General features: G+C 63.8%; 22 protein-coding genes and 1 other RNA gene. 13 read left to right on the forward strand and 10 right to left on the reverse strand.

Annotated elements, in window-relative coordinates:
• Positions 1 to 6: 6 nt before the first annotated feature.
• The 5 genes from BUA41_RS08560 to BUA41_RS08580 are packed head-to-tail and all read right to left on the reverse strand — an operon-like array spanning position 7 to position 4,554.
• Positions 7 to 774, reverse strand: a complete 768-nt coding sequence (locus BUA41_RS08560) for a TlyA family RNA methyltransferase (protein WP_072821762.1) — start codon at positions 772 to 774, stop codon at positions 7 to 9.
• Positions 761 to 1,894, reverse strand: a complete 1,134-nt coding sequence (locus BUA41_RS08565) for an ABC transporter substrate-binding protein (RefSeq protein ID WP_072821764.1) — start codon at positions 1,892 to 1,894, stop codon at positions 761 to 763. The genes BUA41_RS08560 and BUA41_RS08565 overlap by 14 nt, the downstream gene beginning before the upstream one ends.
• Positions 1,891 to 3,267 carry a sensor histidine kinase gene (locus tag BUA41_RS08570; protein WP_072821766.1) on the reverse strand — a complete coding sequence of 459 codons (1,377 nt, stop codon included), beginning with the start codon at positions 3,265 to 3,267 and terminating at the stop codon, positions 1,891 to 1,893. The genes BUA41_RS08565 and BUA41_RS08570 overlap by 4 nt, the downstream gene beginning before the upstream one ends.
• Positions 3,264 to 3,926: a response regulator transcription factor gene (locus tag BUA41_RS08575; protein ID WP_072821768.1), complete on the reverse strand. Its 663-nt coding sequence runs from the start codon at positions 3,924 to 3,926 to the stop codon at positions 3,264 to 3,266. Before BUA41_RS08575 ends, BUA41_RS08570 begins: the two co-directional genes overlap by 4 nt.
• A 13-nt stretch (positions 3,927 to 3,939) precedes the next feature.
• Entirely contained in the window at positions 3,940 to 4,554 is a 615-nt protein-coding gene (locus tag BUA41_RS08580) for an IclR family transcriptional regulator (protein WP_072821770.1), read from the reverse strand.
• A gap of 235 nt (positions 4,555 to 4,789) precedes the next feature.
• On the opposite strand from BUA41_RS08580, the gene BUA41_RS08585 reads away from it, so the two are divergent.
• The 3 genes from BUA41_RS08585 to BUA41_RS08595 are packed head-to-tail and all read left to right on the forward strand — an operon-like array spanning position 4,790 to position 7,742.
• Positions 4,790 to 5,776: a Bug family tripartite tricarboxylate transporter substrate binding protein gene (locus BUA41_RS08585; RefSeq protein WP_072821771.1), complete on the forward strand. Its 987-nt coding sequence runs from the start codon at positions 4,790 to 4,792 to the stop codon at positions 5,774 to 5,776.
• Positions 5,776 to 6,228 carry a tripartite tricarboxylate transporter TctB family protein gene (locus BUA41_RS08590; protein ID WP_072821772.1) on the forward strand — a complete coding sequence of 151 codons (453 nt, stop codon included), beginning with the start codon at positions 5,776 to 5,778 and terminating at the stop codon, positions 6,226 to 6,228. The genes BUA41_RS08585 and BUA41_RS08590 overlap by 1 nt, the downstream gene beginning before the upstream one ends.
• Complete coding sequence (locus BUA41_RS08595; protein ID WP_072821773.1) at positions 6,228 to 7,742, forward strand: tripartite tricarboxylate transporter permease; 1,515 nt, start codon at positions 6,228 to 6,230, stop codon at positions 7,740 to 7,742. The genes BUA41_RS08590 and BUA41_RS08595 overlap by 1 nt, the downstream gene beginning before the upstream one ends.
• Positions 7,743 to 7,822: 80 nt before the next feature.
• Here BUA41_RS08595 and BUA41_RS08600 read toward each other — a convergent pair whose 3' ends face one another.
• Together BUA41_RS08600 and BUA41_RS08605 are read right to left on the reverse strand one after the other, a co-directional pair.
• The gene (locus tag BUA41_RS08600; protein WP_072821775.1) at positions 7,823 to 9,835 is read right to left on the reverse strand and encodes a hypothetical protein; all 2,013 of its coding nucleotides are present in this window, start codon (positions 9,833 to 9,835) and stop codon (positions 7,823 to 7,825) included.
• A 29-nt stretch (positions 9,836 to 9,864) separates the two neighbouring features.
• Complete coding sequence (locus BUA41_RS08605) at positions 9,865 to 11,088, reverse strand: ATP-grasp domain-containing protein (protein WP_072821776.1); 1,224 nt, start codon at positions 11,086 to 11,088, stop codon at positions 9,865 to 9,867.
• 268 nt (positions 11,089 to 11,356) lie between these two features.
• Here BUA41_RS08605 and ffs point away from each other — a divergent pair.
• From ffs to BUA41_RS08620, 3 genes are all read left to right on the forward strand, one after another.
• Positions 11,357 to 11,453: signal recognition particle sRNA small type (gene ffs, locus BUA41_RS08610), an RNA gene on the forward strand.
• A gap of 136 nt (positions 11,454 to 11,589) precedes the next feature.
• Positions 11,590 to 13,500 carry a DUF294 nucleotidyltransferase-like domain-containing protein gene (locus BUA41_RS08615; protein ID WP_072821778.1) on the forward strand — a complete coding sequence of 637 codons (1,911 nt, stop codon included), beginning with the start codon at positions 11,590 to 11,592 and terminating at the stop codon, positions 13,498 to 13,500.
• Between the two features lie 2 nt (positions 13,501 to 13,502).
• Positions 13,503 to 14,225 (forward strand): 3'-5' exonuclease, encoded by a 723-nt coding sequence (locus BUA41_RS08620; RefSeq protein WP_072821779.1) that lies wholly within the window; start codon positions 13,503 to 13,505, stop codon positions 14,223 to 14,225.
• A gap of 55 nt (positions 14,226 to 14,280) precedes the next feature.
• Here BUA41_RS08620 and BUA41_RS08625 read toward each other — a convergent pair whose 3' ends face one another.
• Positions 14,281 to 15,942 carry a BCCT family transporter gene (locus BUA41_RS08625; RefSeq protein WP_072821781.1) on the reverse strand — a complete coding sequence of 554 codons (1,662 nt, stop codon included), beginning with the start codon at positions 15,940 to 15,942 and terminating at the stop codon, positions 14,281 to 14,283.
• Positions 15,943 to 15,990: 48 nt separating this feature from the next.
• Complete coding sequence (locus tag BUA41_RS08630; protein WP_072821783.1) at positions 15,991 to 16,416, reverse strand: universal stress protein; 426 nt, start codon at positions 16,414 to 16,416, stop codon at positions 15,991 to 15,993.
• Between the two features lie 263 nt (positions 16,417 to 16,679).
• Between BUA41_RS08630 and dnaX the strand changes: the two genes are divergently transcribed.
• From dnaX to BUA41_RS08660, 6 genes are read left to right on the forward strand one after another with little or no spacing between them, the layout of a single operon-like run.
• Positions 16,680 to 18,539, forward strand: coding sequence for a DNA polymerase III subunit gamma/tau (gene dnaX / locus BUA41_RS08635; protein WP_072821785.1), 1,860 nt, complete (start codon positions 16,680 to 16,682; stop codon positions 18,537 to 18,539).
• Between the two features lie 49 nt (positions 18,540 to 18,588).
• On the forward strand, positions 18,589 to 18,915 hold the full coding sequence (locus tag BUA41_RS08640; protein ID WP_072821786.1) for a YbaB/EbfC family nucleoid-associated protein: 327 nt from the start codon (positions 18,589 to 18,591) through the stop codon (positions 18,913 to 18,915).
• Entirely contained in the window at positions 18,915 to 19,520 is a 606-nt protein-coding gene (gene recR, locus BUA41_RS08645) for a recombination mediator RecR (protein WP_072821787.1), read from the forward strand. The genes BUA41_RS08640 and recR overlap by 1 nt, the downstream gene beginning before the upstream one ends.
• A 48-nt stretch (positions 19,521 to 19,568) precedes the next feature.
• Positions 19,569 to 20,711 carry a ribonuclease D gene (rnd, locus tag BUA41_RS08650; RefSeq protein ID WP_072821788.1) on the forward strand — a complete coding sequence of 381 codons (1,143 nt, stop codon included), beginning with the start codon at positions 19,569 to 19,571 and terminating at the stop codon, positions 20,709 to 20,711.
• Positions 20,711 to 21,001, forward strand: a complete 291-nt coding sequence (locus tag BUA41_RS08655; RefSeq protein WP_072821789.1) for a YcgL domain-containing protein — start codon at positions 20,711 to 20,713, stop codon at positions 20,999 to 21,001. The genes rnd and BUA41_RS08655 overlap by 1 nt, the downstream gene beginning before the upstream one ends.
• A 26-nt stretch (positions 21,002 to 21,027) precedes the next feature.
• Positions 21,028 to 21,477, forward strand: a complete 450-nt coding sequence (locus BUA41_RS08660; protein ID WP_072821897.1) for a YcgN family cysteine cluster protein — start codon at positions 21,028 to 21,030, stop codon at positions 21,475 to 21,477.
• Positions 21,478 to 21,489: 12 nt separating this feature from the next.
• On the opposite strand, the gene BUA41_RS08665 is transcribed toward BUA41_RS08660, so the two are convergent.
• Positions 21,490 to 23,550, reverse strand: a complete 2,061-nt coding sequence (locus BUA41_RS08665; protein WP_072821790.1) for a S9 family peptidase — start codon at positions 23,548 to 23,550, stop codon at positions 21,490 to 21,492.
• Positions 23,551 to 23,599: 49 nt separating this feature from the next.
• Between BUA41_RS08665 and BUA41_RS08670 the strand changes: the two genes are divergently transcribed.
• Positions 23,600 to 24,037 (forward strand): hypothetical protein, encoded by a 438-nt coding sequence (locus tag BUA41_RS08670; protein WP_072821791.1) that lies wholly within the window; start codon positions 23,600 to 23,602, stop codon positions 24,035 to 24,037.

Below are 24,037 nucleotides of genomic sequence, written 5' to 3' on the forward strand. Positions count from 1 at the left end.
GCGTGTTCACCGGCGCCTTGCGTGGAGCAGGAATTCACGGTTGCCGTCGCCGCCGAGAATCGGGCTGTCATGCCAGCTCAGCACCTCGAAGCCATGCTCGGCACAGCAGTCCCGAAGGCGCCGTTCCACGTCCGCGTAGCAGGAAGGATCCCTGACGATGCCGCGGTGGTCGACCCGACCGGGGCCCACCTCGAACTGCGGCTTGACCAGCGAGAGCAGTTCGGCGCCGCTCTCCAGTAGATGACCGAGTTCGGGCAGGATCAGGGTCTGGGAGATGAAGGAGACATCCATGACCGCCACCGCGATGCCCGCTGGAGCGTTCTGCTCGTTGGCCTCCTGCAGAGACGGATCAGCGGCCATGGCCCGGGCGTTGAGGCCTTCGAGGCAGGTCACGCGAGGGTCGTGGCGGAGCCTGGAGTCGAGCTGGCCATGGCCCACCTCGACACCGATGACATGCGCCGCGCCGTGGCGCAGGGCGCAATCGGTGAAGCCTCCGGTGGACTGACCGACATCCAGCACGATCTTGCCGTCCAGACGCAGGTCCAGGGTATCGAGAAGCGCCTCCAGCTTGAGGCCAGCCCGGGAGGCATAGCGCTCCTCGTCGTCCTCGGTGAGCAAGAGGCATGCATCGTCGGGCAGCTTTTCGCCAGGCTTGGTCAAGGGCGTGGCGGGGTCGCTTTCCAGGGCCACACGGCCGTTTCGAATCAGGCGTTGGGCCCGGGTACGCGAACGTGCCAGGCCCCGGGCGACGAGCAGTTGATCAAGGCGCATCATGGTGGCTTCTTGGTCGAGGGTGCAGGGAGTGAGGCCTGGGCGATGTGGCGCCGCGCCGGAATTCGAGCTCCCAGCGCGCCAGCAGCGCCTCGCGCTTGAGACGATCGAGGGTGGCGAGCAGGCCCGGCCCCAGGCGGATCGGTCGCAGTGCCTCGCCGAGACGCTCGCGCAGCGCCTGGGCACTGCCGGGCCCTTCGAGGGCCGGGTGCACGGTGCCGAGTGGCGTATGTTCGCCGATCACGCGTTGCCCCGCCTCGCTGAGCAGGTAGTCGAGAAAACGTTGCCCTGGCGCGGGATTGCCTGCCGAGCGTGACAGGAACACCAGGCGCTGCATGACCAGCGCATAGTCGTCGGGCACCACGACCTCCAGTTCCGGATGTTCACGGCTGAAGGCCTGGGCGTAACTGCCCAGCAGGTTGTAGCCGATGAGATAACGGCCCTTAGCAAGCCCGTCGAGCATTTCGCCGGTGGTGCCCACCAGGTCGGCCTCCACGCCGCCCAGGGCGGCGACCAGCGCCCAGTAGCGCGGCGACAGGCGAGCCTCCTCGACGGCATAGGTGTAGCCGGCGCCACTGCGGGCCGGATCGTAGGTGACCACACGACCGCGCAACTCGTCGCGCTCACGCTCGAGTAGTCGAAGCAGTTCGCCATGATCGTTCACCGCCCCGAAACGCTTGGCCAGTTCCTTGCGATAGACGATCACCACCGGCTCGAAGGTGATGCCGAACAGCTCGTGCCGCCAATGCGCCCAGGCCGGCCACTCCCGAGCCTCCTGGCTCTCCAGCGGCTGGGCGTAGCCGTGATTGGCGAGCTGGTACTGCCAGGGCATCGCCGATGACATCACCACGTCCGGGGGTGTTTCGCCACCGTCGGAAAGGAAGGCCCGATGTATCTCCAGGGTAGTGAGGTTGCGGTAGCTCAGGTCGATGTGCGGATGACGTCGATGGAAGTCCTCCAGCACCGGGGCGATCAGCGGTGGATCCAGGGCGCCGTGGATCAGCAGCCGCGGCGCATCGCTGCGCACGGGGAGGAGCGGATAGTGCAGTGTCTCTGCCTTGCTTGTCGTGGACAGCAACACCGATGCCAACCATAGCAGCGCGGCGAGTAATCGAGCCTTCATGCGTGGGCCTCGGGAAAGCGTATGATCGCGCGCAGGCCATGTCCCGAATACGCTTCTTCCAGACTCAGTCTTGCGCCATGGCTTCGTGCGATGCCATCGACGATGGCCAGCCCCAGCCCCGAGCCCTCGCCGGGGGCCTGGCCGCGAAAGAAGGGGCGCAACACCATCAGGCGCAGATGAGCAGGAATCCCGGGGCCATTGTCCTCGACCTCGAGGGCGGGCGGCGAGGCGTTCACCCGGACGGTGACGCACGGGTCGTCGCGGCCCTGGCTTCCATAGCGCCGGGCGTTATCGATGAGATTGGCAAGGGCCTCCTCCAGTTGCCAGTCGATCCCCGAGACGATCACGGCACTTTCGGGTGTCTCGACACCCAGGTCGATGCCGGCACGCTGGCAGGCCGAGAGTGCATGGCGCGTTGCCCTGCGGGCCACCCGTGTCAGGTCCAGCGGCTCGAGCTCGGGCGTGGCTTCGGGGTTGTTGAGTCGGGTCAGCGACAGCAGCTGTACTGCCAGATGCGCCGCGCTGGCGCTGGTGGTTCGCATCGCTTGCAGGGCATCACGCCAGGCGTCGGGGTCGTTCTGGCGCAGGGCCAGTTCGGCGCGCGCCGACAGGCCTGCCAGCGGGGTGCGTAGTTGATGGGACGCATCGCCGATGAAGCGCTCCTGGTTGGCACGCACCCGACGCATGCGCGAGAGCAACTCGTTGAGCGTCTCGCGCAGTTCGGCGAGTTCCCGGGGCAAGGCCAGCTCCAGGGGCGCCAGGGTGCGCGGGTCTCGGGCGCGAATGGCGCGACGTAGCCGGGTCAGCGGTGCCAGGGCGAAGCGAATGGCCAGTACCAGTACGCCGGTGGCCAGCAAGGCCAGCAGAGCGACGCGCGCCAGGCTGCCCTGGAACAGGGAGAAGGCCAATGCTTCGCGGCCTTCGCGGGTATGGGCGACACGCACCTCGAAGCGTTCTTGCTGGTCCCAGTCCTCCAACCTGGCTTCACGGACGCCCAGGCGCAGGGTCTGGTCTTGCCAGCCCACGTCGGCAAAGCGCAATGCCGTGCCGCCACCTTCCAGGGCGGGCAGTCGGGCATTGCCGGTGACGAATTCGTCTCCGGTCGCATACAGGGCGTAGAACACCCGTTCCTCGGCATCGGTGGCAAGCATTTCCAGAGCCGCCGGGGGCAGGTCGAGCCAGAGGCGATTGTCCTGCCACTTGACCTGTTCGGCGATGGCCAGGGAGGCGGCTTCGAGTAGCCGATCGAAGGCGCGATCGGCGGTGTCCCGGGCGCCCAGATAGGCCTGCCACAACATCAGTGCGGCCAGGCCCAGCAAGGGCAGCAGCAACCAGGCCAGCAGACGCCAGTAGAGGCTGTTGCGGACACTCACGTCGCCACCAGCTGATAACCCAGGCCGCGAACGGTATACAACGTGACATCGCTGTCGGCCAGGCGGCGGCGCAGACGATGCACGTAGACCTCGATGGCGTTGTCTCCCAGGGATTCGCCGGCGAAGGCCTCGTCGGCCAGGCGTGCCTTGTCCACCGGTTCGCCGGCATGACGCATCAGGCAGGCCAGCAGTCGCTGTTCGCGGGGAGGGAGATTGAGCGGCACTCCCCGCAGGGTGAAACGTTGGACGAGGCTATCGAATACCAGGGTGCCGACCTGCAACTGGGCATCGCGCGCCTGACGCCGCAGCAACGCGCGCACCCGGGCTTCCAGTTCATCCAGAGCGAAGGGCTTGGCGAGGTAATCGTCGGCGCCCAGGTCGAGCCCCTGCACGCGGTCCTCGATGGCGCCACGAGCGGTGAGGATCAGCACCGGGGTCTTCGGGTCGTGTCGGCGCAGGGTGGCGAGCACCTCCAGTCCACCGCAGCTCGGCAGGTTGAGGTCGAGCAGGATCAGGTCCTGGCCATGGTCGGATCGGGACAGCCTCTCACGGGCCTCGATGCCATCCCCGAGGGCCGTGACCCGATGGCCTTCGAGTCGCAGCACGTCGGCGAGCGTCTCGGCAAGCAGGGCGTCGTCTTCGATCAGCAACAGGTTCATGGCGATCTCGTGTTCAGGGCGATGACAGGGTGGATGGGGTCACCTCGACGGCTCGGTGCGATAGCTTGCTCAGCGCCGTGTCGAGATGCGCCTCGGCGCTGCTGCTATCGAGGCGCCCCTGGGGGCCTGAAACGGCAAGCCAGAGGGTCTCCGAATCGGTCGACGTCACTCGGCGGCAGATCATCACCCCCCCGGCAAAGTCCAGCGTCGGGACGCCGGCGGGAGCGGGCCAGCGCTGACCGGGATACAGCTCGTGACGCAAGGCACTGTCGGGCGTGGCTACCAGGCGGCATTCGGCGCTCTCGCCTGTGACTGCGATCAGGGTGGCGGTTTCGCCGCTGGCGGCGGCCAGGGCATCGAGAACGGGCTGGACCCGGGCCTCGAGCCGGCGGCTTGGCAGGTGGCGACGTGCCAGACGCCACGGTGTCGGCCCCAGGCGGTAGCGCCCGTCGCCGCCGCGTTGCACGTAATCGAACCGCTCGAGTGATCCCAGCAGCCGCAACAGTGTGCTCTTGTAGAACCCGGTGGCATTCGCCAGCTCGGCCAGGGTAAAGCACTCCTCGGTGGCGTCGAATGCCTCGAGAATGGTCAATGCCCGCTCCACGGCCTCTACGCGATCTTGTGCCATGCTGACAGTATGCCTCATGCAGGTGATGAAGAAGCCTCGCCGTCCTGGCTCGACTTTGGTCGTAATGAGGACGATAGGCGTTGACGTCTCTCTCTGGGGTGCCTAGCTTTCTACTCCAAGGAACGATGTTCTGCCTTACAGAATTGTAAGGCAACGTCGAGGAATAGGGCAAGGCCGAGCCCCGCCATGTTCTTCGAACCCATCTCCCATCTCTGACAATCAAAGGGAAACAACAATGACGATGAAAACACCGATCAAACTTCTGGCCGCACTGACACTGACACTGAGCGGCAGCATGGCCATGGCCTTCGAGCCCAGTGGCAAGGTGGAGTGTCTGGCTCCGGCCGACCCGGGCGGCGGCTGGGATTTCACCTGCCGCAGTGTCGGCAAGGTGCTCGAGGAACTCGATCTGGTACCGCGTAGCGTGCAGACCATCAACATGGCCGGCGCCGGTGGCGGCGTCGCCTATGCCCATACGGTGAGCAAGCGCGCGGGTGACGAGCAGCTGCTGGTGGCCGCGTCGACGGCAACTACTACCCGCCTGGCCCAGGGGCAGTTCCAGGGCATGGATGCGGACATGGTCAACTGGATCGGGGCCCTGGGGGCCGACTATGGGATCATCGCCGTCTCCAAGGATTCCGAGTATCAGGACCTGCCGGCCCTGATGGATGCCTTGAAGGAAGACCCGCGGGCGGTGAAGTTCGCCGGAGGCAGCGCCAAGGGGGGCTGGGATCATCTCAAGGTGCTGATAGCCGCTCAGGATGCCGGGATCGAGAATCTGCCGCGCATACCCTATCTCTCCTACAACAACGGTGGCGAGGCCATGACCCAGGTGGTCGGCGGCCATGTCGACGCCTTCACCGGCGATATCACCGAGGCCCAGGGCTTCATGGAATCCGGTGACCTGCGAGTACTGGCGGTACTCTCCGAGGAGCGTCTGCCGGGCGAGTTCTCCGACATTCCCACCGCCAAGGAGCAGGGCATCGATGCGGTCGGCCCCAACTGGCGCGGCTTCTACATGCCGGCGGATATCTCCGACGACGCCAAGCAGTACTGGGTCGATGCCATGGACACCATCTACGAGAGCGAGGAGTGGAAGCAGGTCATGAAGCAAAACGGCCTGATGCCTTTCCACATGAGCGCCGGTGAATTCGAGAGCTTCGTCAAGCAGCAGATCGATGACATCGAATCGCTCTCCAGGGATATCGGGTTGATTCAGTAATGGCGCTCAACGATCGTCTCTTCGGGGTACTGATGCTGGTGCTGGCCGTGGCCTACGGCTGGGGCACCACCCAGTTCCCCGAACCGTTCGGTGGGGCCGAAGCGGTCGGCCCCGAAACCTTTCCCAAGCTGCTGGCGGTAGTGCTTGCGCTGACCAGCCTCTATCTGATCGTGAAGCCGGACCCGGACAATGCCTGGCCACCAGGTCGTACCTGGCTGGAACTGGTGATCGCCGTGGTGGTGCTGGTGGCCTATACGCTGCTGCTGCAACCGCTGGGCTTCGTCATTGCCACGACCCTGGCGGTAGGCACGCTGTGCTGGCGCATGGGAGCGGCGCCCCTGCGCGCCTATCTCACCGGCCTCGTCTCCGGCGTGGTGGTGTTCTTGCTGTTCACCTACGCCCTTGATCTGCCGTTGCCCTGGGGCGTGCTGAGTGTGCTGGAGGCTGACTGATGGAAACCCTCAACTATCTGCTCGACGGGTTCGGTGTCGCCCTGGCCCCGCACAACCTGATGTTCGCGCTCCTGGGGGCGTTCCTCGGCACCCTGATCGGCGCGCTGCCCGGCCTGGGGCCGGCCAATGGGGTGGCGATCCTCATTCCCCTGGCATTCACCCTGGGGCTGCGTCCGGAAACGGCGCTGATCATGCTCACCGCGGTCTATGCGGGTGCCATGTACGGCGGGCGCATCTCGTCGATTCTCTTGAACATTCCCGGTGACGAGCCGGCCATGATGACCTGCCTCGATGGCTATCCGATGGCCCAGAAGGGCAAGGCCGCCGAGGCGCTGGCGATTTCTGCCGTCGCCTCGTTCATGGGCAGCCTCATTGCCACCATCGGCCTGATTCTATTGGCGCCACTGCTGGCCAGGTTCGCACTGACCTTCGGTGCGGCGGAATATTTCGCCCTGTTCGTGCTGGCCTTCGCGACCCTGGGCGGCATCACCGGCAAGAACCCGGTCAAGACCATCATGGCCGCCGCCATCGGACTGATGATTGCCACCGTGGGCATCGACAACACCGGCGTGCAGCGCTACACCTTTGGCGTCCTCGAACTCTACGAAGGGGTCGATTTCATCATCACCATCGTGGGCCTGTTCGCGATTTCCGAACTGCTGTTCTTCATCGAGGCGCGTGCCGGCGGAGGGAAGTCGGAGATCGTGATCAATAAGCTCAAGCTCTCCTGGAAGGAGATCGTCGCGATCCTGCCGACCTCCTTTCGTGGCGGCGTGCTGGGCTTCATTGCCGGCGTCTTGCCCGGGGCGGGGGCGTCCCTGGGGAGTTTCATCAGCTATACGCTGGAGAAGAAGGTGCTCGGCAGGAAGGGCTATTTCGGCGAGGGCGACCCGCGAGGCGTGGCGGCGCCGGAGGCCGGCAACAACGGGGCGTCGTCAGGTGCCCTGGTGCCCATGCTGACCCTGGGCGTGCCGGGCAGCGGCACGACGGCAGTGCTGCTGGCACTGCTGATCTCGCTGAACATCACGCCCGGTCCGCTGATGTTCACCCAGAACGCGGACATCGTCTGGGGGGTGATCGCCGCCTTGCTCATCGGCAACTTCCTGCTGCTGCTGCTGAACATCCCGCTGGTAGGCATCTTCGTCAAGCTCTTGTCGGTGCCGCCGATGTACTTGCTGCCCATCGTCACCATGGTGGCCTTCGTGGGCATCTATTCGATCAGCAATTCCGCCTTCGATCTCTATTTCATGGTTGCCTTCGGGGTAGGGGGCTATTTCCTGCGCAAGCTGGAGATTCCGCTGGTGCCCATCATTCTTGGGCTGCTTCTGGGGCCGGAGATGGAGAAGAACCTGCGCCATGCCCTGGACATCGCCGACGGCGACTGGACGGTGCTGTGGAACAGCGGCCTGGCGATAGGGCTATGGAGCGTGGCTATCCTGGGGTTGATCCTGCCCTACCTGGTGGGGCCGATGCTGCGTCGGCGGATGAAAGCGGGGACGGAGACCCGGGACTGAATCGCCGTTTCGCGCCGCCATGACACGCCCCCACCGGAATACCGGTGGGGGCGTTGTCTCTAGCGGCACCCTGGCGCCTGTCAGGCCGGGCCGCTGGCGGCCTGCAAGGCGTCGCCGGGAATGCGGTCCTTGGCCCAGGTGCGCTGGATACTGTCGACCACGCTGTGGATGTTCTGTTCGTCGACGCAACTGGGATCACCCGGCTCCAGCGGGTCGTAGTGGAAGATGTAGAGCCGTGAGGCAAAATCCTCGAAGGGCAGGGAGGATTCGCCATAGCGCTCGCCGTGACCGGCGGTGCTCACGACAACGCCATCCCCCCAATCCTGGCCGCTATCGTTGTTGGGGTTGAAGAAGTACATGCGCATCACCTGCTGCGGATCGAGATTGACGCGCAAGAGCGTGATGGCATGCCAGCCGATGAAGCGGGCGGCGCTGTCGGTCACCGCGACCCCTGCCGGCTGGGGGTGGATCAGGGGTTGATTGCCGTTGTAGTAGGGGTGGTAGCAGGCATAGAAGTGGCGCAGGAAATCCTCGAGCTGAAACAGCTTGCCACTGGCCACGTCCACGGCGATGCGAAAGCCGCGCCCGGCCCACCAGCCGTGGAACTCGGGATTGATCCAGCGGTGAGGGTCCTCCCCTCGGGCGACGCAGCGCCGGCCCATTTCGGCATAGATGCGATCCAGATGAGGCACCACCAGCAGCGATAGTGGATCGAGGTCCATGGGCAACGCCTTGGCGACACCTTCCAGATTTTCCCGGGAAGAGACCGGCTGCCCCTCGAAGTGCATGATGATCTCGTCGTCCCGGGCTGCCCAGGCCACCATCTGGAGGAGGTAGTCCGGATCGTTGTAGGCCCACATCGACAGCGCGCGCGCCGACTGGCAGGTCGGGTTGTTGCCTTGGCCCACGCCGAGGGGCTGGCCGAGCATGCAGAGCACGCCTTCCATCAGTCGTGCCGCGGGTGAAGGCGTGGCGCCGAAGGCCAGGATCAGTCGCTGCTGGGAATAGGGGGACAACGCCAGGGCGACCTGTCGCCAGAGTGCGGGCGCTACCGGGGGTTGATAGAGGATGCCGCGCTCGAGCAGCAATGCCAGTCCGTAGATGGCCTGGCTGGTCTCGGGATGAACGGCAAGGTCGATCATGGCGTGCACCAGGGCACGGTAGCACAGCAGACAGTCGCGCCCGGTGCTGGACAATCCCAGGGCCTCGGACAGGATGTGATCGCTATGGGTCAGCAGGTGACGCAGCAGCAGGGCATGGTAGGGGGAGACCAGGCCTGTGTCGTGCATCGCTCGTGCAAAGCCCGTCGCCTCGTACTGCAAGGCCGCGCTGTCCATGGCCTCCAGGCGCTGCTGATAGACCTCGAGCCCCGGGTCCTCGCGGCAGCCGTTGGTGGTGCCGAAGAGGCTGCTGATCAGGCGGTCCGCCCCCTGGCCACTGACGCCGAGCTCGATGGCCGGGTTGGCGCGACAGGCGGCGATCTGGAGGATCATCTGCTTGATCGAGTCGACCTGGATGGGGCGCTGCTGCAGCATGCGCCAGATCTCGTCGACCAGCTGGTCGACGATATGCTCGTAACCGATACCGTCGGCAAGATGCTTGAGCAGTCGGCGAGTCAGCAGTGCCAGGTTGCCTTGCTGGACGCGCTCTGCTTCGCTCGGAGGCGTGAACAGCAGCTCGAGATTGAGCGCCAGCACCTGGGTAAGGTAGTGGTGGGCCTGCTCCGTGGACATGGAGGGGTGCTGATAGGCGCCCTTGGCCACGGCCAGCAGACGTATTTCGCTCAGCGTTTCCATCAACACCACGTCGCTCGAGTCCGAGCGCAGCGAATGCTTGGTCAGCGTGGGCTGCAGAATCTGCGGCTGCGCCCAGTCGGAACCATTGAACATGCCTGCTGCCTCGAGCAGGGCGGTACGCTGCTCGATGGCCTCGAGCCCCCCGTCCACCATCATGATCTTGCGCAGAGCCGTCAGCACGCGGTTGGTTTTCGTGGCCTTGGCGAAATTCGGCGTCCGCGCAAGAATTTCAATCGCCTCGTCCAGGTTGGCCAGCAACCTTTCCAGGTCGCCGGCTCCTTCACCTTGATTAGTCAAACAAACTCCTTGTCATGCCGCTGGAAGGCTCAGACATAGAAATCGAGTTCTTCCTGATGTTTCAGCAAGTCGCGCATCTTGTGGGGATCGTCACCGAAGAAATAGATCAGCCCCCAGTGCGTGCCGAAGGCGGTACGCTTGGTGACGGTCTCCTCCAGGGGCGCGGTCAATTCATGGGACTCGAAATACTCGTGCTGTTCCGTCTCCTCGGGAATATGTAGCTTACTGACAACGCGCCGCCGTGGGTAGACACCGAAACAGCCGGCATGGCCCTTGGCATCGACCACCTCCCTGGGGAAGAAGGCGGTGATCTCCTCCTCGGTGGTCTTGGGGTCGAAGGAGAGCACCAGGCCCTGGTAAGCGTTGAACCCATAGGCGCGCTCGAGGAGTTCGAAGACCTTGAAGCCCGGCGGACGATAGGCGACCTCGCCGAAGTACATTTCGCCGTCGCTGGTGACGAAGTATTCCGGGTGGATGAAGCCGAAATCGATATCGAAGGTCCTGATCAGCTTCTCGATCTGGCGGGTGATGGCGTCGCGGTACTTTTCGAGTTCGGGCGTGGCCGGGACGAACACGGAGTAGCCCAGCGTCACGTACTCCGAGATGTTCAGAAAGCGTATCTTGCCATCGTGGATCCAGGCTTCCACGGCGAATTCCCAGCCATCCAGGTGGCTTTCCATCAATACCGGGAATTCCTCCTCGGGAATCGTGTCGATCTCGTCGGGCGTGCGGATCACCCGGTGACCCAGGCAGCCTGCCTTGTCGAAGGCCTTGAGATGGATAGGGTCGTTGGGGTCGCCGTCGAGCTTCAACAGGGTCTGGTTGACGCGCTTGAGAAAGCGGATCACATCATCACGGTCGTGGGCTTCCTCGAAGATACCCACGCGGATGCCGCCCAGCTGGGCCCGACGTTTCATCAGTGCCTTGTCACGCAGCAGCAGCGCCTGGCCGTAAAGCCTGGGATTGTCCATGAGCACCGAATTGATGGCACCTGCCCATTCGACGGTCTCCTCGAAGAGTGGAATGGCAACATCAACGCCCATGTCGTTGAGGGTCTCGGCGATCTCCATGGAACGGTCGTTGAGACGCTCGAAATTCCAGGGAATATACGGAATGTCATGTTCCTTGCAGTACTCCTCCGCCCAGTCCGGTGCGACGATCACGTAGCGTCGATCGAAGCGATCCAGCGCTTCGATGGCACTCAAGCTCCAGCCGAGCATCGCGACATAACCCTTGTTCGGATCCTTTTCCATGAATCGTCTCCCTGAGTGTCGTTATTGGTGATGTGCAATTCATCTAAAAATGCAACGTTACTCTCCTCAGCATAGCAGGCCGAGGGGTCAATAAAATGGCCGATGTTTTTTTCTTTTACCGGTAGGGGGTTATGGAGGTTCTTATTTCTGTGCCTGTTGATGATCGGAAGGGCAGCTGGTATAGTGCCTCTCGATTTGGCAACTCCGGCCAGGAATTCGTTGACACAATGTCATGCCTGGAACGGCCACTGCCATCTATGGTGACCCCCGTCGGTCCTCCCGCAACGCTAAACCGCAAACCCCGCCAGGCCCGGAAGGGAGCAACGGTAGTGGTGGCTGCGTGTGCCGGGATGTGGCTGGCGGGGGTCGCCTCCATTGGAACCCCGACTTCCTTCGCGAGCGCGCCTGTGCATTAACGGCGCTTGACCCTGCCGACTTTCCTTTCGACAATTTCACGCTGCGGTATCCACCACGATCATCTCGGCCAGAGCAGGGGCGCGCATGGACATCGAGTTGCTGGAAATCCGGGATCACCTGGGCCGGTTTGCGCCCTTCGACCACCTGTCCGACGTGCTGCTGGATGCGGTGGTCAGCCAAATCGAGGTCAGCTATTTCAAGGCAGGCTCCGAGATACTGGCTCGGGATCAGGAAACCCACGAGCTTTGCTACATCCGCAGCGGTGCCGTGGAGATGTTTCGCCGCAGCGGCAGTCTCTACAACCGATTGAGCGAAGGGGATATCTTCGGTTACTCGGATCTGCTGCGAAACAAGCATGTACGCTTCCCGGTCAGGGCGATCGAGGACACCCTGATCTATTTCATCCCGGAAAGGATCTTCGAGCGACTGTGCGAGGAGGACGATGCCTTCGCCGATTTTGTCGAGGCGGGCGGCTCGCGGCTCAAGATGACGGTGGAACAGCAGCGCCGGGAAAGCGACATGATGATGACCCGGGTGCGCAAGCTCATCAACCGTCGTCCGGCGACCATCGAGGCCGGTGCATCCCTCCAACATGCCGCCCAGCGCATGACCGACCAAGGCACGACTTCCGTTCTGGTCTTGTCCGAGCCGGGCGAGGACTGGCTGCGTAACTTCACCGATGCCCAGGGACATGAATGGAGGCTGGCAGGCATCTTGACCGATCGGGATTTCTGTACCCGAGTGCTGGCGGCGGGCATCACGCCGGATACGCCGGTCAGCGAGGTCATGACCGAAGAGCTTCTCACCGTTCAGTCCGATGAATCGGTGTACGAGGCCATGCTTTGCATGCTGCGCAGCAACGTGCACCACCTGCCGGTACTGCACCGACGGCGACCGATCGGCCTGCTGCACCTATCGGATATCGTGCGTTACGAGACGCACAGCAGCCTCTACCTGGTCAGCAACATCTTCAACCAGTCCAGCGACAAGGGGTTGGCTCGACTCAGCGCCGATGTGCGTGCCGCCTTCGTGCAACTGGTGGCCGAGGGCGCAACCTCGCAGATGATCGGCCGGGCCCTTTCCACCATCGGACGCAGCTTCACGCGTCGTTTGCTGGAGCTGGGCGAGGCCAGGCTGGGCCCGCCCCCGGTGCCGTACAGTTTCATGGCACTTGGCTCGATGGCCCGGGACGAGCAGACCATCATCACCGACCAGGACAATGCCCTGGTGCTCGACGATCGCTTCGAGCCCGGCCAGCACGACGACTATTTCGCGGCGCTGGCCAAGTTCGTCAGTGATGGCCTCGACGCCTGCGGGTACAGCTACTGCAAGGGCGATATCATGGCCACCAACCCCCGCTGGCGGCAGCCCTTGAGGGTGTGGAAGGAGTACTTCAGCACCTGGATCGAGGAGCCCAATCCCAAGCGCCTGCTGGATAGCTCGATCTTCTTCGATCTGGACAGCGTCCACGGAGAAGAGGCATTCGTCGAGCAGTTGCAGGATCTGGTGGCCGAGAAGGCCTCTCGAAGCCCGCTGTTCCTGGCAGCCATGGCGCGCAACGCACGTAATCGCACTCCGCCGCTCGGCTTCTTTCGCACTTTCGTCATGGAAAACGATGGCAAGCACAACAATTCGATCAATCTGAAGCGTCGCGGTACCGCACCCCTGGTCGATCTTATCCGGGTTCATGCCATGGCGTGCGGCTCCCGATCACAGAATACCTTCAATCGCCTGGATGACATCGCTGCCGCCAAGCTACTGCCGGAGGGAGTCAGTGACAGGCTGCGCTATGCCTTCGAGTTCATTTCCATGGTACGCATCCGTCACCAGGTGCTGGATATCGAGGCGGAGCGCGAACCGGACAACAATATCGAGCCCGAAAACGTTTCCAGCAGCGATCGCCACCACCTCAAGGATGCCTTCGAGGCACTGAGCCACGCGCAGAAATTTCTCAAGTTCCGCTATTCGACGTCGTCGAAAAGTTCCTTGTCCTGACCATGTCGCCGCTATCCTCTTCTCGCGCCAACCCGAACGACTGGCCGCTCTTCATGGCCTCCTGCGCCGAAGCGGCACGGGACCCGCGTTTGCGGCGCTTCTTTGCCGCGGGAGGGCCGGCGCCGGAGACACCGATCGGACAAGCGTCCCTGGTCGCGCTCGATCTGGAGACCACGGGGCTCGACCCTGGTCGCCACGGCATCGTCAGTATCGGGGTGCTGCCGTTCAGCTTGCGGCGCATTCGTCTTTCCGAAAAACGCTATTGGGTCCTGAACCCGCCACGCACCTTGACCGAGAAGTCCGTGACCTTGCACCGCATCACGCACTCGGAAATCGCTTCGGCGCCGGATCTCGATGACATCCTGGATGAACTGCTGGCCGTTCTCGCCGGAAGGCTGGCCGTCGTGCACTATCGCAATATCGAACGTTCCTTCCTGGATTCCGCGGTTCGGGCCCGCCTGCGTGAGAGACTGATGTTTCCGGTGATCGACACCATGCAGCTGGAGGCCCGGTTGCATCGCAGGCGACGCTGGGCCTGGGCCAAGCGGCTCTCCGGTCGCAAGCCGCTCTCCATTCGACTGCACGAGAGCCGCCAACGCTACCATCTGCCTCCTTATCCGGGGCATCATGCCCTGGGTGATGCCCTCGCCACGGCGGAGTTGCTGCAGGCACAGATTGCCAACCACTACCACCCCGAGACCCCTGTCGGCGAGCTGTGGAGCTGAAACGAAGAAGGCGGCCTGCGGGCCGCCTTGTGTCGTGGCATGGGTGAAGATGGCATCACCCGCTGCGGGGCTCGCTCATGAGCCCTTTGATAATGGCATAGCAGGCTGCCAGCAGCACCAGGGTGAAGGGCAGGCCGGTGGTGATTACCGCCGTCTGCAGCGCCGTCAGGCCGCCACCAAGCAGCAGGGCGATGGCGATCGCCCCCTCGATGATCGCCCAGAACACCCGCTGCGGCTTGGGTGCATCGACCTTGCCCCCGGCGGTGATGGAGTCGATCACCAGCGAGCCGGAGTCCGAGGAGGTAATGAAGAACACCATCACCAGCACGATGCCCACGAAAGAGGTGATCTGGGTCAGCGGCAGCTGGCCGAGCATCACGAACAGCTGCAGCTCCAGCGCGGCTTCCTTGACGCCCTCGAAGCCGTCGGTGATCACCTGATCGATGGCGGTACCCCCGAAGGCGGTCATCCACAGTACCGAGACCAGTGAGGGCACCAGCAGCACGGCGATCAGGAATTCGCGCACGGTCCGTCCTCGACTGACCCGGGCGATGAACATGCCGACGAACGGTGACCAGCTGATCCACCAGGCCCAGTAGAAGGCGGTCCAGCCTTGGCTGAAGTTGGCGTCCTCGCGTCCGAAGGGCATCGACAGCGCCGGCAGGTGGACCAGGTAGGAGGCCAGGTTCTCGAAGAAGCCGGTGGCGATCATCAGGGTCGGCCCGACCGCGATGACGAAAGCCAGCAGCAGGAAGGCCAGCACCATGTTGACCTGAGACAGGCGCTGCACGCCCTTGTCGACGCCGGCAAGGATCGACATCAACGCCACGGCGGTGATGCCCATGATCAGCAGCACCATGGTGACATCGTTGTCGGGGATGCCGAACAGGTAGCCAAGCCCGGCCGAGGCCTGGGAGGCGCCGATGCCAAGCGAGGTTGCCAGGCCGAAGAGTGTGGCGAACACGGCCAGGATGTCGATGACGTGACCCGCCCATCCCCAGACGCGCTCGCCCAGGATCGGGTAGAAGATCGAGCGCATGGTCAGCGGCAGGCCCTTGTTGAACGAGAACAACGCCAGGGCCAGGGCCACCACCGCATAGATGCCCCAGGGATGCAGGCCCCAGTGGAAGATGGTGGCGGCCATGCCCAGGGAGATGGCCTCTTCCTGGTTGCCGGCGGCCGCGCCCAGTGGCGACCAGTCCGTGCGCATCCCGTCTTCTGCGGTGGTGCCGCCCATGGCGGTCCCGAAGTGGGTCAGCGGCTCGGAGACGCCGTAGAACATCAGGCCGATGCCCATGCCCGCGGCGAACAGCATGGCGAACCAGCCGGCATAACTGAAGTCCGGCGTGGCATGCGCACCACCGAGCCTGACCTTGCCCATGGGCGTGAAGATCAGCACCACGGCGAGGATCACGAAGATGTTGGCCGCTAGCAGGAAGAACCAGCCAAGGTTGCCGGTCAGGAAGCCGAAGATGGCATCGAAGATCGGCTCGACCTGGTCCTGGAGGGCCAGGGTGATGATCACGAAGAACAGGATCACCAGGGAAGAGATGGTGAAGACCTTGCCATGCAAGTCAACATTCACGCCCAATGGCGAGGCGGTGATGTTGTCCTGACCGATTACGTAGTCGGTATCGATGAGGTTGGCAGGCCCTTCCGGGGCGGGTATGCCTTCTGAACCTGCGTTGGCCTCTGGGGCCTTGTTGTCGTTCGTCAAGGGACTTCTCCTTGTTGACGTCGATGAGCGAAGCGAAAAAGGCAGCGATCAATCCTGTTGAGGGCGCACCAGGAATACCGAGGCCGAGGTATGGCACGCGACCTTGCCGCCGTGGGCGGGAATGACCACATCCAGGTGCTTCGGCGGGTGCGTCGGCATGATCACCAGGTCGGCACCCACCTCGTCGATGGCCTTGATCAACACGTCGTCGAGGTCAGCGATGGGGTCCGGTGAGGTGATGGCTCGGGCGCTCACCCGCTGACCGTGGACCTTTGCCCGCTCCTCAGCGAAGGCCTCGAGCTTTTGCTGGTACTCCTCGGGGGTGCGGGCCACGCTGCCGGGTGTGGTCGCGGTGACACCGACATAGCAGACTTCGGCACCGTAATGCCTGGCCTGGTCGGCGACCACCTGCAGCGAGGGCTCGATCACATCGAGGTGTGCCAGATCCACTGGCACCATGATCTTTTTGAACATGCCTGCGCTCCTTGTACGGTTAGGTCGACTGAGTACACATCAAGTGTGGAGTGATCGCGAGGTTTCTTGTTCTCTGCCTCTAAAATTATGCGCATAAAAGCCCGATGATTATCCTGATTTTCCCCCCTTTATTCAAAATTGCCCTTAAGTGAGTCACCGGGAGCGTGCTTTCCGCCGCAAGCTCCAGCGGATAGAATGGGTGTCTGGCATCGATCTCCGCTTGGCTGGCCGACCCTCACCATTCTGCAAGGATCCACCGCTGCATGAGCTATCAGGTACTGGCCCGTAAATGGCGTCCGCGCACCTTCCACGAGTTGGTAGGGCAGGAGCATGTGCAGCGGGCGCTGGTCAACGCCCTGGACCAGGGGCGCCTGCACCACGCTTATCTGTTTACCGGTACCCGAGGGGTGGGCAAGACGACCCTGGCACGCATTCTTGCCAAATGCCTGAATTGCACGGCGGCAGGGCGCGGTGACGAGGGGGTGACCTCGCGGCCCTGTGGCGAATGCGACAGCTGCCGAGCCATCGACGAGGGGCGTTTCGTCGACTTGATCGAGGTGGACGCTGCCTCGCGCACCAAGGTGGAAGACACCCGCGAGCTGCTGGACAACGTGCAGTATGCGCCGGCCCAGGGGCGCTACAAGGTGTACCTCATCGACGAGGTGCACATGCTCTCCACCCACAGCTTCAATGCGCTGTTGAAGACGCTGGAAGAGCCACCCTCCCACGTGAAGTTCCTGCTGGCCACCACGGACCCTCAGAAGCTGCCGGTCACGGTTCTGTCGCGTTGCCTGCAGTTCACCCTCAAGAACATGCCGCCCGAACGCATCGTCGAGCACCTGTCCCGGGTGATGACCGCCGAGCAGGTCGCCTACGAGGACGATGCACTCTGGCTGCTGGGCAAGGCAGCGGATGGTTCGATGCGCGATGCCATGAGCCTGACCGACCAGGCGATTGCCTTCGGCCAGGGGGTGATAAGACGCGCCGACGTAGCGGCCATGCTGGGCACCCTCGATCATCGGTTGCTGTTGACGCTCGTCGAGGCGCTGGCCGAGGCCGACGCGGCACGAGTGCTGTCCGAGGTGGCCAGCCTGGCCGAGCAAGGGCCGGATTTTGCCGGTGTGCTCGACGATCTGACCGGCGTCTTTCACCGTCTGGCCATCGCCCAGATGGTTCCCGACGCCCTGGACAACGGCCACGGCGATCGTGATGCGCTGCTCGCGCTGGCGGCCCGCTTCACGGCAGAAGACGTGCAGCTCTACTACCAGATCGGCTTGCAGGGGCGTGCCGACATGGAAAGTGCTCCGGACGCGCGCACTGCGCTGGAAATGACACTGCTGCGCATGCTCGCGTTTCGCCCCCAGGGGGTTCCCAGGCCGCCCAGGACTCCCTTGCCGCTGCGGGGCGAGGCAAATACCGCAGCAGCCAATGGTGCGTCGAACATCGATACCCCGGCCGATGCCCCTCCCGAGGTTTCCGAGCCCCGGGGGCCGGCAAGCGATGCTGTCACGGTGGATGAACCACCGCCCTGGGAAATGCCGTCCGAGCCGCCATCGGCTCCGGCTGCTGCGGCGTCCGGGGAAGCGATGCCTTCCGAACCGACCGAGTCAGAATCGACCGAGTCCGAATCGACCGAGCCCGAATCGACCGAGCCCGAATCGACCGAGCCCGAGCCTGCGGAGTGCGAACCGAGGGTCGAGGCGGAAGGACAGGATGATAGCAGGGTGCTCGATCATGCCGGGTGGCTGGCCCTGTTTCGCCGTCTTACCCTGTCCGGCTTGACCCGCAGCCTGGCGGCACACTGTGTCGTCGAGGACGACGATGGGCGTTGCCTGCGCTTGCGCCTTGACCCCAGTCAGGCGGCGATGAATGCCGAGGTACACGTCGAGCGTATCGAGCGGGCGCTGGCCGAGGCGGGGATCGAGCGACGGGTGAGTGTCGAGCCGGGCGCCATCCCCGACGGCGTCGAGACGCCCAAGGCATGCAGCGATCGCGAGGCGGCCGAGCGTCACGCCGAGGCGGTTGAAGCCCTGCGCGGTGATCCCCATATCCAGCAGTTGGAGCAGGCCTTCGATGCTCGTCTGCTGGAGCAGACCGTCTCGCCCCAGACACAGACCGAGTGACCCGTCTCGTCGGCGGGCTTTTCAATGGCAAACACGTTGAGGTGACAGCATGTTCAAGGGCGGAATGGGCAACCTGATGAAGCAGGCCCAGGAAATGCAGGAAAAGATGCAGCAGGTGCAGGAAGAGATCGCCCGTGCCGAGGTGCTTGGCGAGGCGGGGGCCGGCATGATCAAGGTCACCATGAATGGCCGCCACGATGTAAGCAAGGTCGAGATCGATCCCGCCATCCTGGAGGAAGACAAGGAGATGCTCGAGGATCTGCTTGCCGCTGCCGTCAACGATGCGGTGCGTAAGGTCGAGGTCGCCTCCAAGACCAAGATGGAAGAGGCGACCTCTGGCCTGAACCTGCCGCCCGGTTTCAAGATGCCTTTTTGATGGGGTTTTCTCCACTCGTCGATCAGCTTCTCGATGCCTTGCGGGTACTTCCGGGGGTTGGCCCCAAGACCGCGCAGCGTATGGCGCTACACTTGCTGGAACGTGACCGCGATGGCGGTCGTCGACTGACCGAGGTGCTCGGTCGAGCATTGGTGGAAGTCGGTTACTGCCGTCGCTGCCGCACGCTTACCGAAGAGGAGGTGTGCGCACTCTGCAGCAGCGCGCGTCGCGACGAGACGTTGCTGTGTATCGTCGAATCGCCCGCGGACATGCTGGCCATCGAGGAGGCGGGGGGCTACCAGGGCCAGTATTACGTACTGCATGGCCACCTATCGCCCCTGGATGGCATCGGCCCCGAGGACATCGGTCTCGACCGGCTCGATGGACGACTGGATCAAGGTGCCATCGAAGAGGTCATCCTCGCCACCAATCCGACCGTCGAGGGGGAGGCCACCGCGCATTACATCGCCGAACAGCTGCGGGAGCGGGGTATCCGCCTGTCGCGTCTGGCCTATGGCGTGCCCATGGGGGGCGAACTGGAATACGTCGATGGTGGTACCTTGAGCCGTGCCTTCAATGGCCGCCTGCCGTTCAGTGGCGGTTGACAGTTTGTACCGCCTACAACAAGAACCCCAAGGAAGTCGAAAACCATCATGCCTCTCGATCCAACCATACACTGGATAGATACGCCGGCGGCCCTCGACAGCATGTGCCAAACGCTGTCCGAGGCCCGGTACCTGGCGGTGGACACCGAGTTCATTCGTGAATCCAGCTTTCATCCCATTCCGGCGCTGGTCCAGTTGACCAGGGGAGACGATGTCTACCTGGTCGATCCCCAGGCATTGGTGCCCGGCCCCGCGCTGCGGGCCCTGCTAGGTCCTGACGGGCCCCTCAAGCTGCTCCACGCCTGCAGCGAGGATCTCGAGGTGCTGGCCAACTGGATGGGGGGGCCGGTCGCACCGCTCATCGATACCCAGTTGGCCCAGGCACTGTTGGGGGAAGACCCGGCCATGGGCTATCAGCGACTGGTCGAGCACTGGACCGGTGACGTCCTGCCCAAGGACGAGACACGCTCCGACTGGCTGGAGCGTCCACTGAGCGATGCGCAATGCCGCTACGCCGCGCTCGACGTCGCCTATCTGCCCCTCATCTGGCCGAAGCAGCGCCAGGAACTGGAGCGCCTCGGTCGCCTGGGATGGCTTGAGGCGGACTGTGCCGCCCTGGTCGACCAGGCGGGGCGAAGCAGCGAAGGCGATGGAAGCTGGTATCGCCGCAATCGCCAGCTGTGGCGACTCGACCCGCGTGCCACGGCTGCCTATCAGAGGCTGACGACCTGGCGCGAGGCGGAGGTGCGTGAACGCAACATGCCGCGCAACTGGCTGGTCAGCGACAAGGTGCTGTTTGCCATTGCCGACGCGCTGCCCTGCAACCGCTACGAACTGGCCTCCGTCGAGGGGGTCAAGCCCACCCTGATCAAGCGCGAGGGCGACGCGCTCCTGTCCGTGGTGCGCGGCGCTGCCGATCTCGAAGCCGAGGAGTTGCCCGACCCCTTGCCTTCCCCACTGTCGGGGCCGTTCAAGCGCCGTTTCAAGGCCCTCAAGCAAGCGGTGAACGGCATGGCTCAGCATCTGGGCGTGGCGCCGGAGGTCCTGGCACGTCGTCGCCACCTCGAGGAGTTGATCGCTGCCGACCTGAATCAGGTGCCATTGCCCCTGCCGTCCGGCTGGCGGGGCGAGTTGCTGGCCGAGGCCTTCGAGCGGGCCTTGAATGAAAGCGAAAGCGAGGTAAAAGAGTGATGCGCAAGCTGCTCTGCGAGATATTCAAGAGTTCGTGCAAGGACGAGATGTACCTCTACGTCGACAAGGCGAAGGGAGTGACCGAGGTGCCCGAATTGCTGCTCGAGCGCTTCGGCCGGCCCGTGCCGGTATTGACGATGCTGCTGACCGAGGACAAGAAGCTCGCTCGAGCCGATGCTGTCCAGATCATGGCGGCCATCGACGAGAAAGGGTTCTATCTGCAGTTGCCTCCTGCCAAGGAAGCGTATCTACTGGATCTGTATCGCACCCCTACCGAAGCCCGTTATTGAGCCTGGACGTTGCCCTGGGAGGCGTGATGCGTGAACGCTTCTGGGAGCGTTTCGCCCTCGAAGAATTGAGCGAAACCGAATGGGAGGCCCTTTGCGACGGGTGCGGTCGCTGTTGTCTGATGAAGCTCGAGGACGAGGACAGCGGCGAAGTCATCACGCTGGATGTGGCTTGCCGGCTTCTGGACATTCCGCAGTGTCGCTGCCAGGACTACCCCAATCGCTTTTCCCGAGTGCCTGGCTGCACCCGGATGAGCCTGGAAACGCTACGCGACTTCCACTGGCTGCCGCGCTCCTGTGCCTATCGACGACTCCACGAGGGGCGTGGGCTGGCCGACTGGCACCCCCTGATCACTGGCGATCCCGGCAGCGTGCACCGTGCGGGGGTCGGCGTCGCTCGCTTTGCCGTCTCCGAACGCGATGTCGACGAAGCACACTGGGAAGACCACATCATCGCCATCCTGCCGGTAGAGGATTGACCCCGGGGTTGCTTATCCGCCGTCGTCTTCCGCCAGGCCCAGTGCCCAGAGCAGGAAGGCGTCCTGTCGTGCATTGTCTCGCCAGGCCTTGAAGCGCCCCGATGCCCCGCCATGGCCTGACGACATGTCGGTATGCAGCAGCACCGGCCCGCGGGCGGTTTCCAATTCGGTCAGTCGGGCGTAGAGCTTCGCCGGTTCCCAGTAGGGCACCCGGGAGTCGTGCCAGCTGCCTTGCAGGAAAACCGGGGGATAGGGTCGGGCCGACAGGTTGTCGAGTGGCGAATAGTCGCGAATGCGTCGCCTGGCGTCGGGCTCGTCGGGGTTGCCCCATTCGGTGTATTCGGCGGTGGTGAGGGGTAGATCGGGGTTTTCCATGGTGCGCAGCACATCGACGAAGGGAACGTCGAGCACCGCGGCACAGAACGCCTCCGGGTCGAGGTTGAGGCTGGCACCCACCAGCAGGCCACCGGCGCTGGCGCCATAGGCGGCGATGCGCCTACCATCGGCGAATCCGGCCTCGACCAGCGCATTCCTGGCCGCCAGGAAGTCCCGAAAGCTGTTTTCCTTGTGTTCGAGCTTGCCGGCCAGGTACCAGGGCTCACCACGATCCCCGCCACCGCGCACGTGGGCCACCGCGAAGGCCATGCCTCGCGAGAGCAGTTCCAGGCGCGCCACCGAGAACCAGGGGTCGAGCACTTCGCCATAGGCGCCATAGCCGTAGAGCAGGGTAGGCAGTGCCTGCGTGCCGAGCAGTTCCTTGCGTGCCACCACGGACACGGGGATGCGCTCGCCATCCTCGGCCATGGCCCATAGCCGGCGGCAGGAGAGCTGCTCGGGCAGCAGGTCGCCGTGGATGGGCATGGCCTTGAGCAGTCGCCGTTCGCCGCTGTCCAGATCCTGTTCGATCCAGCGGGGCGGCAGAGTGAAGGACTCCTCGCGCAGTCTCAGCTTGCGCGCGCCGAAGTCGGGCGTGTCGCCTGGTATCACGCTGCAGGGCGATTCGGGAAGTGACAGGCGGCGATCCCCGAGCACCCCGTGTTCTGGGTCGAATTCGATGACACGCAGATGCATCTGGGCCTGGTCGTGATCGCGCTCGGCCAGTACCAGCCCCCAGACGAAGGCATCCACGCCTTCCAGGGTATGTGTCTGGCGATGGTCGAGAAGCGGCTGCCAGCGATCCGGGCGAGTCTCCGGGGCGACATCGAGCCGAAAGTGGGGGGCTTCACGATTGTGCAGTATGTAGAAATGCCCGGGACGATGTTCGAGACCATACTCGACGCCACTTTCCCGTGGCTTGACGCAGCGTGGCGGGGTGCTCGGGGCGTGCGCGGGGATCAGGTGGCATTCCGAGGTGTCCTTGGAGGCGCTCTCCAGCACCAGCCAGCGTCTCGAGCGGGTCTTGCCCAGCCCGATCCAGAATTCCGGATCGTCCTCCTCGAAGACCTTCTCCGTCTCGCCTGTACCAGGCGCCATGCGCCATAGGCTGGCGGGGCGTTGAATCGCATCGTAGCGCGTGTAGAGCAGTGTCAGGTTATCCTCGGCCCAGGTCAGCTCGGGGCCGATGTCTGCCAACAGCGTGCGCGGATGGCCATGCGGCAATCGGCAGAGGCACAGGGCGAAGTACTCGTTTCCCTGGGTGTCTTCGGTCCAGGCCAGCCATTGCTCATCCGGGGATAGGGCCAGGTCGCCGAGCTCGAAATAGGCATGCCCGGCAGCCCGCGCCTCGAGATCGATGACCGGCTCGATGGCTTCGTCGTCGCCATTGGGATGGCGCCACCAGCGGGGGTGATCGGCATCGGCGGCGGTTTCGCTCCAATAGGTATAGTGGTCAAGAGGTGTCTTCAGGCCCGTTACCGCGAGTTCCCGACGGGCCAGGTGGCCGTGGTAGAGCCGCTCGATCAAGGGCTCAAGCGGCTCCATCCACTGGTCGCATTGGGCGTTGGCGGCTTCGAGGAAGTCGATGACGGTGCGTTCGTCGCGATTCTCCAGCCAGTGCCAGTGGGGGTCGTCGGCACGCTTGAAGCGTGCGACCGGTGAGCGGTTCGATGAGCTATTAGGCGGCTGTGCTTTCATTGGACGCGGTGTACCATGATGAACAAATTCAGGACAAGGACATAGATCAATGCTGATATCCGACTCCATGCCGCTGCTTTGGCTGAGTTACCTGGCATTGTCGCTGGTGGTGCTGGTGACTGGCTACCTGGCGATTCGCTGGTTGCCGCGGTTGCCTCGTTTCGTGATCACCGGATTCGTGGCCGGTGCGCTGTGGACGCCCAAGGGTTTTACCCTATCCAGGCTCGAGGGAGAAGCGCCCTACGAAGGGTTGGCGCCGGCGGTGGTCGTGGGCGGCGTCGCCTTCCTGCAGAATGAGGGGCAGGTGCTGGCGAGTGCACTGGCCCTGCTGATGTTGGGGGCCGGTCTGGGTGTCGCGGTCGGCGTCATGCTGTGGGGCTGGTTGCGTCGCCGCGATGGCCTCCGGCAGGGGGAACGGGAAACCCGGTCGGACCGTGCAGAACGAGCAGGGTCCGTCCAGCGGCGTCAGGAGCCGATGATCGGTTGA

Origin of the sequence: Modicisalibacter ilicicola DSM 19980, assembly GCF_900128925.1 — a bacterium.
Classification (GTDB): Bacteria; Pseudomonadota; Gammaproteobacteria; order Pseudomonadales; family Halomonadaceae; genus Modicisalibacter; species Modicisalibacter ilicicola.